Genomic DNA, 13,133 nt, shown 5'->3' on the forward strand with positions numbered 1-13,133 from the left:
ATCGGACGGCGTGACCGTGGTTAGATTGTCTGCGAACCACACTGTTGTGATTCGTCGCCATGTCCCGGAATCTCGAGTCGGTCAACTCGGGTCGGTCCGCCGGCTCGGCGCACGTCGGCGACGGTGTGAGGGTCATCAGGTTTCATCGGTGAGGGAGTGAGATGGACGGCGCAGTCGCGCGTAGCCAGAACGAAGGCGATCAACCCACCCCCGACAACGGAGCCCAGCTCGATCCGCACGAGGTCGGTGCGGACGGACTGACGCGCAGGGAACACGACATCCTGGCCTTCGAGCGGCAGTGGTGGAAGTACGCCGGCGCCAAGGAAGAAGCGATCAAGGAACTGTTCGGTCTCTCGGCGACCCGGTACTACCAGGTGCTCAACGCGCTGGTGGACCGTCCTGAGGCGCTGGCCGCGGATCCCATGCTCGTCAAGCGACTCCGCCGTCTCCGTGCGTCGCGCCAGAAGGCCCGCGCCGCGCGTCGTCTGGGCTTCGAGATCACCTGAGACGCTGACCCCGGTCAGCCACCCGAGGTGCGTTAAGGTCGTCGGTGATGAATGCAGACCGTGAGCCCAATCGCCTCCCGCTGCGCGCGGGGGCGATGATGCTCTTCGCAGTGGCCGTCGTCTTCATCGGGCTCGGCTGGCATTCCGCGGCGACCTCGGGAAGCGATCCCCAGACCGAGACGACCGCGACCGCCACCTCGACGCCCACCGCAGCGACCCCGTCGTCGACCTCTGCCGCGGCGTCGGCGAAGCGCGTGTGCGTCATCAACGCCGGCCAGGTGTCCGGACTCGCGTCGGACGTGACCGACCTGCTGAAGGAGAAGGGCTACACGATGGCCCAGCCCGGCAACTACACCGCGGGTGGCTTCAGCGAGAACACGGTCTTCTACGACGAGGACTCCGACAAGGCGCAGGCCGAGCAGCTCGCGGAGGCGTTGGGCGGCACCGTCTCCGTAGAGGAGCGTCCCAGCTCGTTCACCCGGTGCAAGGGCGGGCTCCCGGTCATCGTGGTGACCGCGGTCAGTGGATCGTGACGCACGAGGCCGGACTATCGTCGAAGCATCCACAATTCAACAGCGCGCCTGTAGTTGTCGCGCACCGTTGGGCCGACGCCCAGTGAACCGCCCCAACCGGGCGCAGACCCGGTGACAGTGATCAAGGAGTGACATGTCCGGACGTTCGAAACTCACCGCGTCGCGCGCCCTCGCCGCGCTGGCTTCCGCGGGACTGATCGGAGTGGCCCTGGCCGGATGTAGCCCCGACCAGAACCCCACTGATGTCCCCGGCACGACCCCGCCGGTGGTCTCCGACAAACCGCTGCCCCCGGGTGCCGAGGACGACGTGGACAGCGAGCCCAGCGGCCAGACCGCGGTCGCCGAGATCAAGGACGCCTCCGGCAAGGTCGTCGGCGAGGCCACCTTCTCGGCCGAGAGCCAGAGCGAGGGTGCGGTCACGGTCAGCGTCCGCATCACCGACGGTGACCTCCCGGCCGGCTTCCACGGCATGCACATCCACGAGAACGGCACCTGCGACGCCGGTGCAGGCGGGGCACAGGCCTTCACCTCGGCGGGTGGGCACCTGCAGGTCAACGGCAACACCAGCCACCCCGCGAGCGGTGACCTGGTCTCGATCAACATCCTGAAGGATCACACCGGCCGAACGGTCACCACGACCGACGCGGTGAAGCTCCAGCAGGTCTTCGGCAAGGCCATCATGATCCACGAGAAGGCCGACAACTTCGGCAACATCCCGGCCGACAAGTACCCGGGTGGACCGAAGGAAGACACCCTGAAGACCGGTGACGCCGGCTCCCGCATCGCCTGCGGCGTCATCGAAGAGAAGAGCTAGGCACCGCGATCCGACAGCGATCGCGGCCGTCCATGACACCGATCGAGTTCGACGGGTCGCCGTCCCCCACTCTGGGGGTCGAGTGGGAATTCGCGCTGACCGACAAGGTCACCGGCGATCTGTCGAACTCGGCGGCGGCGCTCTTCGCCGCGGTCGAGGAGCATCACCCGGAACGTCTGGGGAAGATCCACAAGGAGCTGCTCCGCAACACCGTCGAGCTGGTGACCGGCATCTGCCGGACGACCGGTGAGGCGGTCGCGGATCTCACCGACACGCTCGGCATCGTGCGGGTACTGACCGAAGAACTCGGCGTCGACCTCTACGGCGCGGGCACCCATCCGTTCGCCGAGTACTCGACCCAACTGCTGACCGAAGGGCACCGGTACGCCGAGCTCATCGAGCGCACCCAGTGGTGGGGTCGGCAGATGCTCATCTGGGGCGTCCACGTCCACGTCGGGATCAGCCACCGCGACAAGGTGCTCCCGATCCTCGACGCCCTGCTGAACTACTATCCGCATCTGCTGGCGCTGTCCTCGTCGTCGCCGATGTGGGCCGGCCAGGACACCGGCTACGCCAGCAACCGCGCGATGATGTTCCAGCAGCTCCCGACCGCGGGGCTGCCGTTCCAGTTCGAGACCTGGGAACAGTTCGAGGCTTTCGTCGCCGACCAGAAGACGACCGGGATCATCGACCATCTCAACGAGATCCGCTGGGACATCCGCCCGTCGCCGCATCTCGGCACCATCGAGGTGCGGGTCTGCGACGGCATGACCAACCTCGGTGAGCTCTCGGCGATCGTCGCACTGATCCACTGTCTCGTCGTCGATCTCGACCGTCGGTTCTCCGCGGGGGAGACGCTGCCGACGATGGCGCCCTGGCTCGTTCAGGAGAACAAGTGGCGGGCAGCGCGTTACGGCCTCGAGGCCATCGTCATCCTCGACGCGGACTGCACCGAGAGACTCGTCACCGAGGATCTCCACGACCTGCTCGAACGCCTACAGCCGATCGCGCGCGACCTCGACTGCGTCGACGAACTCGCCGGGATCGAGAACATCATCGCGCAGGGCGCCAGCTATCAGCGGCAGCGCGCGGTGTACCGCGACACCCACTCGATGCGCGACGTCGTCGCATCGGTCGTGGCCGAACTGGGCGGTTAATCCCGGTCGGGTGACTCCATGTCCCGCTCCTCGATGAGGCCGTCGCGGGCACGCTGCTCCTGATACGCCAGGCGTCCGATCCGGTGTGCGACCACGGGTGCGGTGATCAGCGCGAAGAGTCCGGCCAGGATGAGCATTCCACTGTCGACACTGTCGCCGAGTCGCACGACGGCACCGATCAGGACCAGCAGCAGGCCGAAGGTCTGCGGTTTGGTGGCCGCATGCATTCGGCTCAGCGTGTCCGGGAACCGGACCAGGCCGATGGCCGCGGTGACCGCCAGGAGGCAGCCGACGAGAATCAGCGTCGCGCTGACGATGTCCACAATCATTTCTTCACCGTCATGTCTGGTCATCCCGCACACGGAAGCGTGCGATCGACACCGATCCCACGAAGCTGACCAACGACAGCGCGACGATGGCCGGCACGACGGTCGAGTCCCGGCTGTAGGCCGCCCACGCACCGAGGCCACACATGCACAGGGCGATCAGTACGTCGAGCGCGACCAGGCGGTCGAGTGTCGTCGGACCCCGCAGGATCGCGATCGTCGTCAGGACCGCGGCGAGCAACAGCATCGCCGCCACGATCGTCCACACCACGCTCATGACTCCCCTCGATCCGACCGGCCCGTGGTCCGGTCAGGTTCTTCGGCCGGTGGGGCGCCGTCGACCGGTTCGATGGGCCGCACGTGATGGAAGTCCTCGTCGATGCCGTGGTACGGGCTGGGATGCCATTCGCTGTCGCGCTCGAAGGCCTTGATGAACATGCGCTCGACATACGCCACCTGGTCGTAGAAGGCGCGCACCTTCTTCTCCGAGCGGACGTCGAAGACATGGACGTACAGCATGCGCCGCCGGTGGTCGATCTCGAGCACCATCGTGCCCGGCACGAGGTTCAGGTAGTCGACGGCGAGAGTGAGAACCATGTCCGACTTGATCGCCACCCGGACTCGCACGACCGCGCCGAGCGGCGGACGGCCGGGACGCAGGGCCATCCAGCCGATCTGCACACTCGAGACGAAGAAGTCGACGACCATCCGGACGAGGAGCCGCGCCACCGACAACGGATGGATACGGCCCTCGACGGGCACGCGGGGCAGCGGCAGCACGGTGAGCACCGTGATCGCCAGGACGACACCGCCGATGACGTTCGCCCAGGAGACGGTGCCCCACAACAAGACCCACACGAAGGTCAGCCAGGCGATGGTCCAGAGCCGGACCGCGACCTCGCGGCTGTCGCCGCCGAGCCACGTGGGCAGGCTCGTGTGATTGCGCAGCCACACCAGGGCACTGACGAAGTGCCAGAAGAGGAACAGCAGCGACACCCGCCAGGTGTTGATCACCAGCGACAGCACGGGCCCCTTGGTGGAGACCACGGGCGCGCGCCGCTTCGGCGGCCCCGTGTGCTTGCCGGTGTGCGGTTCTCCGGTGGTCACCGTGTTTCACCTCCGCCCAGTACGGCCTCGACATACACGCCGCGGTGCACGACGTCGGTCGCGGCACTGTCGGTGAAGTCGAAGATCGGGCCTGCCCACAGCGTGAGCACCAGACCCGCCACGACCATCGCGAACGTGGGGAGCACCATCATCGCCGGCATGCGGCCGACGTCCTCACGGTCGGAGAAGGCGCCCTCGTCGCGTTCGTCGATGAGTGCGGACGGTCCCTGGTCGGCCAGCTCGCCCTCGGGGGCGTCGGCACGTGGCCGCCAGAAACCCTTGGTCCAGATGCGGGCCATCACATACAGCGTGAGCAGGCTGGTCACGACCGAACCGGTCACCAGAATCCAGGCCAGCACCGAGCCGTTCTGGACGCCGGCCTGGAGAAGGGCGACCTTGCCGATGAACCCGGAGAACGGCGGGATGCCGCCCAGGTTGAGGGCCGGGACCAGGAACAGGACGGCGAGGATCGGGCTGGCGATCAGGCCACCGAGACGACGCAGCGACGCCGAACCCGCTTGACGTTCGATCAGTCCCACCACCAGGAACAACGTGGTCTGGACGAGGATGTGGTGGGCGACGTAGTAGATCGCGGCCGACATGCCGAGTTCCGACGACAGGGCGACACCGAAGACCATGTAGCCGATGTGGCTGACGAGGGTGAACGACAGCAGACGTTTGATGTCGGACTGTGCGATCGCGCCGAAGATGCCCACGATCATCGTCAGCAGACCTGCGACCATCAGCACCGTGTCCATCGACCCGCCGGGGAACAGCAGGGTGTGGGCGCGGACGATCGCGTAGACACCGACCTTCGTGAGCAGACCGGCGAACACCGCGGTGACCGGTGCGGGGGCGGTGGGGTAGGAGTCGGGCAGCCAGGTCGACAGCGGGAACACCGCGGCCTTGATGCCGAAGGCGACCAGCAGCACGGCGTAGAGGGCGTTGCGGGTACCGCTGGAGACGTCGTCGAGACGGACGGCCATCTCCGCGAGGTTCAGCGTGCCGGTCGTGGCGTACGCGAAGGCGATGCCGGCCAGGAAGATCAGCGACGACACCATCGACACCATCACGTACGACGCGCCGGCTCGCACGCGCTCCTCACTGGCACCGAGCGTCAGCAGCACGAAACTCGCCGTGAGGAGCACCTCGAAGGACACGTACAGGTTGAACAGGTCGCCGGCGAGGAAGGCGTTGCAGACACCCGCGGTGAGAATGAGGTAGGTCGGCAGGAAGATCGACGTCGGCTGTTGCGCCGTGCCGTCCCGGATACCCTGACCGATCGCGTACACGACGACGCAGAGCAGCACGATCGTCGAGACGACGAGCATCAGGGCGGCCAGTTGATCGACGACCAGCGTGATCCCGAGCGGACCGTTGGGGTAGCCCTTGTCGCCCCAGCCGCCGATCGCGACGGCGAAGGTGCCGTGCCGGTCGGTCAGGTAGAGCAGCAGGCACGACGTGATGAACGCCACCGAGATCGCCCCGATGGCGACCACGCGCTGGAACCGGGGGCTCCGGCCCAGCAGCAGCGAGAGCGCGGCGGCGCCCAGGGGCACCAGCGTCGGCAGGGCGATCAGGACGGGAATCCAGGACGGCTGCGGAGTCATCGGTCACCCCCTTCGGAACTGTGTGCTGCGTCGTCGGCGGCGATCTTCTCCCCGGAGCTGCTGATGACATTCGGCTCGCCCGAGTCGTCGTCGGGCACCTTGTCGCCAACGACGTCCGGGTCGTCCTCGGTGTCGTCGGAACCGATCTCGTCGATGACGTCCGCGTCGGTCGGCATGATGTCGGTCTCATGCAGGGCGGAGTGCCGCTCGGCGGCCTCCTCGGGGGTGAGCGGGTTGCCCGCGTCGTCGAAGTAGTCGCCGGTCACGGTGTCGGACAAGGTGACCGGGTCGTCGCTGCGGTCGCGGTCGGGGGCGGTGTCGAGCGTGCCGGTCTTGATCTTGACGTCCTCGACGTCGTCCTCGACGTCGTCGTCGTCGCGGTTGATCACGAACAGCCGGTACACCAGCGCGAGCACGAACGCCGCCACACCCATGGTGATGACGATCGCGGTCAGGACCATCCCCTGTGCGAGCGGGTCGGCATCGGTTGCACGGTTCTCCGACGACCGGCCCAGGATCGGCGGATTGCCCATCCCGCCGGACACCACGATGATCATCAGGTTCAGCGCGTTGCCGCACAGGAGCAGGCCGAACAGCATCCGGACCAGGCTGCGTTCCATCAGCAGGTACACACCGCAGGCGGCCATGAATCCGACGACCAGCAGGAGCGGGAGGTTGGTGCTCATCGCGCCACCTGTCCCTTCCCGGTCGGTACGTTCTCGGCGGTCGGTTCGTCCGATTCGGCCGGGACCGTCTCCGACGAGGTCCGGGACCGGACCGTGGTGCGGGCCATCGTCGTCTCGACGTCGAGTCGCGCACCGAGACTGCGCAGCACGTCGAGCACGAGGCCGATCACGATGAGGTAGATGCCGAGGTCGAAGAACAGCGCGGTGACCAGTTTGATGTCGCCGAGGACGGGGACGGTGATCTCGAAGACGGCCGACGAGAGCGCCGGGGCCCCGAGGAACATCGAGGTGATCGCGGTGGTGGCGGAGATCGCCAGACCCGCGCCCAGGATGCGGCCCGGTTCGATCGGCAGGGCCTCACCGAGCTCGTAGCGTCCGCCGGCGAGGTACCGCAGGACGAGTGCGAGTCCTGCCGTGAGTCCGCCGGCGAAACCACCGCCCGGCGAGTTGTGGCCGGCGTAGAAGAAGTAGACCGAGAGCACCACCATCGTCGGGAACAGCAGACGTGTCGTCGCCTCCAGCACCATCGAACGGTGCCGCGGGTCGCGCAGACCCGACCCGAGCAGCCACGTCGTGCGGTCGGGTGGGATCGGATCGTCGTCGTCCGAATCGTCGCCACTGATGCCCGCCTGCAGCCGGATGGCGTCGGCGACGCGTGGTGCCGCGCCGAAGCGTCGGTTGCGGAACACCATCGAGGCGACGCCGGTCGCCGCGACGATCAGCACCGACACCTCGCCGATCGTGTCCCAGGCGCGGATGTCGACCAGGAGCACGTTCACCGCGTTCGCGCCGTGCCCGTACTTGTAGGCGGCTTCGGGGAGGTCGACGTGCAGGGGCTCGGTCGAGCGCGCGGAGGCGGCGTACAGACCGATCACCACGAGCATGGCGCCGAATGCGAGACCGATCAGCGCGCGGAGGGGCTTGAAGGCGGTGGCGTGCCGCTTCTCCGGCTCGGCGGGCAGCTTGCGCAGCACGAGCACGAAGATGACCAGCGTCAGGGTCTCCACCAGGAACTGGGTGAGGGCGAGGTCGGGGGCACCGTAGAGCGCGAACAGCATGCCGCAGCCGTAGCCGGTGATGCCGACCAACAGTGTCGCGGCGAGACGATTGCGCAGGACGACCGCGGCGAGCGCCGAGGCGATCATGATTCCGCCGATGACGACCTGGACCGCGGTGGCGCTGTAGTCGACCTGCAGCCGGTCGCGCGCGCCGAGGAACAGGACGATCGTCGGCAGCAGGATCGCCGTGCACAGGATGACGCCCTGGGTGATGGGCAGTGAACCGCGCTGGGTGTTGCGGGTCAGCAGCAGCGAGATGGTGTCGGCCGAACGCAGCGCAGCGTCGTAGATGCGGTCGGCGTTGAGCAGGGGCCGGAACCCGAAGACGCGGTCGCGGATTCGGCGGATGCCGAGGAAGGCGATCACGCCGCCCACGATGACGATGATCGAGAAGATCACCGGGAGGCCGAATCCATGCCACAGGGCGAGGTGTTCGATCTCGTGGCCGTAGCTGTTCAGGGTCTCGGCGTAGGGCTCGAAGAGATCGCCGATCGGTCCGCTGACGAGTCCGGCCACCACACCGGCGACCGCGAGGACGACCGGGGAGAGGTAGAAGGCCCATGAGGGTGCGTGCATCTTCGCCACTGCCGGGCTGGGCGTGTGCCGCACCTTGCGACCGAAGGCCCCCCACAGGAAACGGAGCGTGTACGCGCAGGTGATGATCGAGCCGACGAGCAGCACGATGTCGACGGTGTGGGCCTGCCAGGGGGCGAGGGCGCCGGTGTCCCAGACCGACGCGAAGGCGGTTTCCTTGCCGATGAAACCGAAGGTGAAGGGGATGCCGGCCATGCTGGCGCCGGCGACCGCGGCGGTGATGGCGAGCACGGGTAGCCGATGACCGAGCCGCGCGAGTTTACGTATGTCGCGGGTACCGGTGGCGTGGTCGATGATGCCGACGACCATGAACAGCGAGGCTTTGAACATGGCGTGCGCGACGAGCATGGCGAGTCCGGCCATGGCCACGTTGGCGTCGCCGATGCCGACGAGCACGGCCATGAACCCGAGCTGGGACACCGTGCCGAAGGCCAGGATGAGCTTGAGGTCGAGTTCACGCAGCGACCGCCAGCCGCCGAGGACCATCGTGAACGCGCCCAGTCCGACGACGGCGACCTGCCAGCTGGCGGTGACCGAGAAGGCCGGGGCCAGCCGCGCGATCAGGTAGATGCCGGCCTTCACCATCGCCGCGGCGTGCAGGTACGCGCTGACCGGGGTGGGGGCGGCCATGGCGCCCGGGAGCCAGAAGTGGAACGGGACGATGGCCGATTTGCTGAGCGCGCCGACGAGCAGCAGGACGATCGCGACGTCGACGTAGACGCCGGTCGGCGGCGCCGCGATGATCTCCGAGAGCAGGTAGGTCCCGGACCGTTCGCCCAGCATGACGATGCCGACGAGCATGGCCAGACCGCCGAAGGTGGTGACCAGCAGCGCCTGGGTGGCCGACCGGCGGGCAGTCGCGCGGACGCCGTAGAAGCCGACCAGCATGAACGACAGCACGGTCGTGAGCTCCCAGAACACATAGAGCACGAGCATGTTGTCGGAGACGACCAGACCGAACATGGCACCGGCGAACGCGACCATCTCGCCGCCGAACAGCGCGACGCGGGGACGGGCGTCGTCGAAGTAATGGGCGCAGTAGCAGAGCACGAGGGCGCCCACCCCGAGGATCAGCACGGACAGGATCGCCGCGAGGGTGTCGAACCGGGTGGCGATGTCCATCTGCAGCGACGGAACCCAGCTCACCGTCTCCACGACGACGCGGTCGGCTTCCGGTTCGGGCCAGTGGGTGATCACCCAGATCAGGGCGCCGAGCGGCGCGAGCGCGAGGATGTAAAAGCCCCGGGTGCCGATCCAGTGGATGACTGCGGGCGCTATCAGTGCGCACACTGCCAACGCAGTCAACACGGATATCAAAAGGGCACTCCGTCTTTCTCCCGGCGGGGTGTCACGGGCGAACACCCGCGGGAACTACTTTACCGTTGCCCGTATGTTCCGGTTCGACTGGCTCTGGCGTCTCCTTGTGGTACTGGCTTCGATCGTGGTGGTCGCGGGCTCACTGGCCGGGTGTGGCGAGGAGGAGCAAGCCGGTCCCGAGGGTGTCCCGCTGCCGTCGGATTTTCCCGTCACGCAGGTGCCGCTGATCGACGGGCACGTGCTCTCGGCGAGCGGTACACGCGCCGACGGCTGGGAGGTCACCGTCCAGGGTCCGGCGAATGCCGGCAACCAGCTCGACGCGGCGGCGAAGAAGCTCACCGACGCCGGCTACACCGAATCGCACCGTTCCACCGAAGGTGGTCAGTCGGTCGCCGTGTTGTCCGCGTCCAAGGGCGGATCGACCTTCTGGGTCCAGATCGGCGCATCACCCCAGGCGGCCGGTGGTGGTTCATCGGTGTTCTACCTGGTGAACGCGGAGTAATCCGGCGCGTCGGCCCCCGCTGCGGCGGGGGCTTTCTCGTGCCCGAAGCTGCGAGACAAATGACAGAACATGTCAGGTGTTGACCTAACGCCTTTCGGTTACTAGTCTCTCCTGTGACCCGATTCACAACGCTGCGTCACCGTGTTGTCCGCCCTGGACTCCGGGGCCGCACATCCACTCATCGAGGAGCTGTTCCATGACGACGACCGAACAGGCGACCGACCCACTCGCCACCATCGCCGACCGCGACCGAGTCTTCATCGGAGGCCGCTGGGTCGAATCGAGCGGCAATGACTGGATCGACGTGGTCGACTCGTACTCCGAGCGCACCGCGGCCCGCGTCCGTGCCGCCACCGCCGAGGACATGGCGCGTGCCGTCGACGTGGCCCGGGCATCGTTCGACGGCGGTGAATGGGCGCGCAAGTCGCCTGCGGAACGTGCCGACGTGATCGACGCCATCGCCGACCGCCTCGAGACGCGGATCCCCGAACTGACGACCCTCGGCATCGTCGAGGTCGGCGTCACCGCGCCCGTCAGCGCGATGACCCAGCAGATGGTGCTCGGCCTGTACCGTGCGGTGGCCGCCGAGGCGCGCAAGGTGAATGTCGTCGAGGAGCGTCCGCGCGCCGACGGCGGGGTCTCCCGCATCGTCAAGGAGCCGACCGGCGTCGTCGCCGCGATCATCCCCTGGAACGGTCCCATCGGCAGCATCGCCTTCAAGGTGATCCCGGCGCTGGCCGCCGGGTGCTCGGTGGTCCTCAAGACCTCGCCCGAGGCGCCGCTGTCGCCGTCGGTGTTCGCCGACGTGGTCGCCGAACTCGTCGAAGAGGGTGTGATCCCCGAGGGCGTCCTCAGCGTGCTCGTCGCCGACCGTGAGGTCTCCGAGTCGCTCGTGGTCAACCCGAAGGTCGACCACATCACCTTCACCGGCAGCACCGCCACCGGCCGTCGGATCATGAGCCTCGCGGCCGACCGGGTCGCGAAGGTGTCCCTCGAACTGGGCGGCAAGTCCGCGGCGATCATCCTCGACGACGCTGACCTGAACACGGTGATGGCCAACCTGCCGATGGCCGGTTGCATGCAGTCCGGCCAGGCGTGTGTCGCCCTGACCCGCGTCCTCGTCTCGCGCAAGCGTCACGACGAGATCGTCGGGGCGTACAAGGCGGCCCTCGACATGATCCCGATCGGAAACCCCTGGGAGCAGACGAATTTCCTGGGGCCGCTGACCTCGGAGCGTCACCGTGAGCGCGTTGAGGGCTACATCGAGAAGGCCAAGGCCGAGGGTGCCGAGGTCGTCTACGGCGGCGGTAGGGTCGGGGATCAGGGCTTCTTCGTGCAGCCCACGATCATCGACAACGTGCGCAACGACATGACGATCGCCCAGGAAGAGGTGTTCGGTCCCGTCATCTCGATCATCACCTACGAAGACGAAGACGACGCGGTGGCCATCGCCAACGACTCCGTCTACGGCTTGTCCGGTGCCGTCTTCACCGCCGACGTGGAGCGCGGATTCGAACTCGCGCAACGCATCCGGACCGGAACGGTCAACGTGAACACCTCTGTTCTCGACTTCACCCTGCCGTTCGGCGGCTACAAGCAGTCCGGTGTCGGCCGCGAGGGCGGCGCGGAGGGTCTCGAGGAGTTCTTCGAGATCAAGACCGTGCACCTACCGGCGCCCCCGCAGTCCTGAACCGGGTGAGGGCGGACCTCTCCGACGGCTGCACGACCGACAACTGAACGACGCCAACGTGGCGATCCTTCCGGGTCGCCAAGGTGGCGCGCGGAACGAAACAGACGACCAGGCGTGACACTGTCACGCCTGGTCGTCGTCGTTGAAATCAGCTGTGTGGCAACGAGAAAAGAAAACCTTGAGCTGCTGACAAATATCACTTGACGTCTCATGTTCAACGATCTAACGTGGTGCCCGAAGGTGGCGGTCATCACATCGACTCACACGTCACGATGCGAGTCACCTCGTTTCACGGCGTCAGTCAGCCTGGCCGCGAACTCGGCAGGTATCGCCACTCACCCCCCCCCAGAGCAAGGATCGAACATGAAACTCGAAGGCAAAGTCGCACTCATCACCGGAGCCGGCTCGGGTCTGGGCCGTCAGTCCTCCCAGCTGTTCACGGCGGAGGGTGCCAAGGTCGCCGTCGTCGACATCGACGGTGATCGCGCCGAGCAGACCGTGAAGCTCGTCGAGCAGCAGGGTGGCGAGGCGATCGCCATCACCGCCGACGTCTCCAAGAAGGACCAGATCACCGCCGCGGTAGACCAGACGGTCGCCGAGTTCGGCAAGCTCGACATCGCTTGGGCCAATGCGGGAGTCGTCTCGCGCGGTGGCGTGCCCACCGTCGCCGGCGGCGAGCAGGTCAACTTCGAGGACCTGACCGAGGAGGACTGGAACAATGTCCTCGGCGTCAACCTCTCCGGTGTCATCTTCACCGCCCAGGCCGCGGTTCCCCATCTCAAGCGCAACGGCGGCGGCACCATCATCGCCACCTCGTCGGCGGCCTCGTTCCTCGCCTACCACCAGATCGCGCTGTACTCGGCCACCAAGGCCGGCGTCAACGGCCTCGTGCGCGGCCTGAGCCTGGACCTCGGCCCCTTCGGCATTCGCGTCAACGGCCTCGCACCGACCCACGGCATGTCGCCGAACTTCCTGATGCCCGCCGGTTCGCCGGTCGTCGGCCAGTCCTACGAAGAGGTCTCCGGCCCGTGGGACCCGTTCGTCTCGCCGATCCCGCTCAAGCTGAACCGCCCGCCGTCACTCGTCGACAACGCCAAGATCGCCCTGTTCCTGGCCTCGGATGACGCCGCCTACATGTCCGGCCAGGTCATCTCCTCGGGCGACGGCGGCACCATGTCGCGCGTCGGCATGTGGTTCCCCGAGGACCTCGAGCAGAAGAACCCGAACGCCTGA

The 13,133-nt window shown here is 67.1% G+C and carries 13 protein-coding genes; 7 read left to right on the top strand and 6 right to left on the bottom strand.

Features of this window, described 5'->3' with window-relative positions; translation table 11 throughout:
- The first annotated feature begins 161 nt into the window (after positions 1-161).
- The 4 genes from IHQ52_RS05720 (at position 162) to IHQ52_RS05735 (ending at position 3,010) form a co-directional block, all read left to right on the top strand.
- The gene (locus IHQ52_RS05720; RefSeq protein ID WP_024500253.1) at positions 162-506 is read left to right on the top strand and encodes a DUF3263 domain-containing protein; all 345 of its coding nucleotides are present in this window, start codon (positions 162-164) and stop codon (positions 504-506) included.
- 47 nt (positions 507-553) lie between these two features.
- Positions 554-1,039 carry a LytR C-terminal domain-containing protein gene (locus IHQ52_RS05725; RefSeq protein WP_096272914.1) on the top strand — a complete coding sequence of 162 codons (486 nt, stop codon included), beginning with the start codon at positions 554-556 and terminating at the stop codon, positions 1,037-1,039.
- Between the two features lie 133 nt (positions 1,040-1,172).
- Positions 1,173-1,853, top strand: a complete 681-nt coding sequence (locus IHQ52_RS05730) for a superoxide dismutase family protein (protein ID WP_096272916.1) — start codon at positions 1,173-1,175, stop codon at positions 1,851-1,853.
- A 32-nt stretch (positions 1,854-1,885) separates the two neighbouring features.
- The gene (locus IHQ52_RS05735) at positions 1,886-3,010 is read left to right on the top strand and encodes a glutamate--cysteine ligase (RefSeq protein ID WP_096272918.1); all 1,125 of its coding nucleotides are present in this window, start codon (positions 1,886-1,888) and stop codon (positions 3,008-3,010) included.
- Here IHQ52_RS05735 and mnhG read toward each other — a convergent pair.
- The 6 genes from mnhG to IHQ52_RS05765 are packed head-to-tail and all read right to left on the bottom strand — an operon-like array spanning position 3,007 to position 9,708.
- Positions 3,007-3,339, bottom strand: coding sequence for a monovalent cation/H(+) antiporter subunit G (mnhG, locus tag IHQ52_RS05740; RefSeq protein ID WP_096272920.1), 333 nt, complete (start codon positions 3,337-3,339; stop codon positions 3,007-3,009). The genes IHQ52_RS05735 and mnhG overlap by 4 nt on opposite strands.
- 10 nt (positions 3,340-3,349) lie before the next feature.
- Positions 3,350-3,613, bottom strand: coding sequence for a monovalent cation/H+ antiporter complex subunit F (locus tag IHQ52_RS05745; protein WP_096272922.1), 264 nt, complete (start codon positions 3,611-3,613; stop codon positions 3,350-3,352).
- Entirely contained in the window at positions 3,610-4,443 is an 834-nt protein-coding gene (locus IHQ52_RS05750) for a Na+/H+ antiporter subunit E (RefSeq protein ID WP_096272924.1), read from the bottom strand. The genes IHQ52_RS05745 and IHQ52_RS05750 overlap by 4 nt, the downstream gene beginning before the upstream one ends.
- Positions 4,440-6,053 carry a Na+/H+ antiporter subunit D gene (locus IHQ52_RS05755; RefSeq protein WP_096272926.1) on the bottom strand — a complete coding sequence of 538 codons (1,614 nt, stop codon included), beginning with the start codon at positions 6,051-6,053 and terminating at the stop codon, positions 4,440-4,442. Before IHQ52_RS05755 ends, IHQ52_RS05750 begins: the two co-directional genes overlap by 4 nt.
- Positions 6,050-6,739 carry a Na(+)/H(+) antiporter subunit C gene (locus IHQ52_RS05760; protein ID WP_096272928.1) on the bottom strand — a complete coding sequence of 230 codons (690 nt, stop codon included), beginning with the start codon at positions 6,737-6,739 and terminating at the stop codon, positions 6,050-6,052. Before IHQ52_RS05760 ends, IHQ52_RS05755 begins: the two co-directional genes overlap by 4 nt.
- Positions 6,736-9,708 (bottom strand): Na+/H+ antiporter subunit A, encoded by a 2,973-nt coding sequence (locus IHQ52_RS05765; RefSeq protein WP_238064139.1) that lies wholly within the window; start codon positions 9,706-9,708, stop codon positions 6,736-6,738. The genes IHQ52_RS05760 and IHQ52_RS05765 overlap by 4 nt, the downstream gene beginning before the upstream one ends.
- Before the next feature lie 73 nt (positions 9,709-9,781).
- Here IHQ52_RS05765 and IHQ52_RS05770 point away from each other — a divergent pair, with 73 nt between their 5' ends.
- The 3 genes from IHQ52_RS05770 (at position 9,782) to IHQ52_RS05780 (ending at position 13,133) form a co-directional block, all read left to right on the top strand.
- Positions 9,782-10,210 carry a hypothetical protein gene (locus tag IHQ52_RS05770; RefSeq protein ID WP_024500250.1) on the top strand — a complete coding sequence of 143 codons (429 nt, stop codon included), beginning with the start codon at positions 9,782-9,784 and terminating at the stop codon, positions 10,208-10,210.
- Positions 10,211-10,406: 196 nt separating this feature from the next.
- Positions 10,407-11,900, top strand: coding sequence for an aldehyde dehydrogenase (locus IHQ52_RS05775; RefSeq protein ID WP_024500249.1), 1,494 nt, complete (start codon positions 10,407-10,409; stop codon positions 11,898-11,900).
- Between the two features lie 363 nt (positions 11,901-12,263).
- Positions 12,264-13,133: an SDR family NAD(P)-dependent oxidoreductase gene (locus tag IHQ52_RS05780; protein WP_024500248.1), complete on the top strand. Its 870-nt coding sequence runs from the start codon at positions 12,264-12,266 to the stop codon at positions 13,131-13,133.

This window comes from Gordonia amicalis (assembly GCF_022059885.1).
Lineage (GTDB): Bacteria > Actinomycetota > Actinomycetes > Mycobacteriales > Mycobacteriaceae > Gordonia > Gordonia amicalis.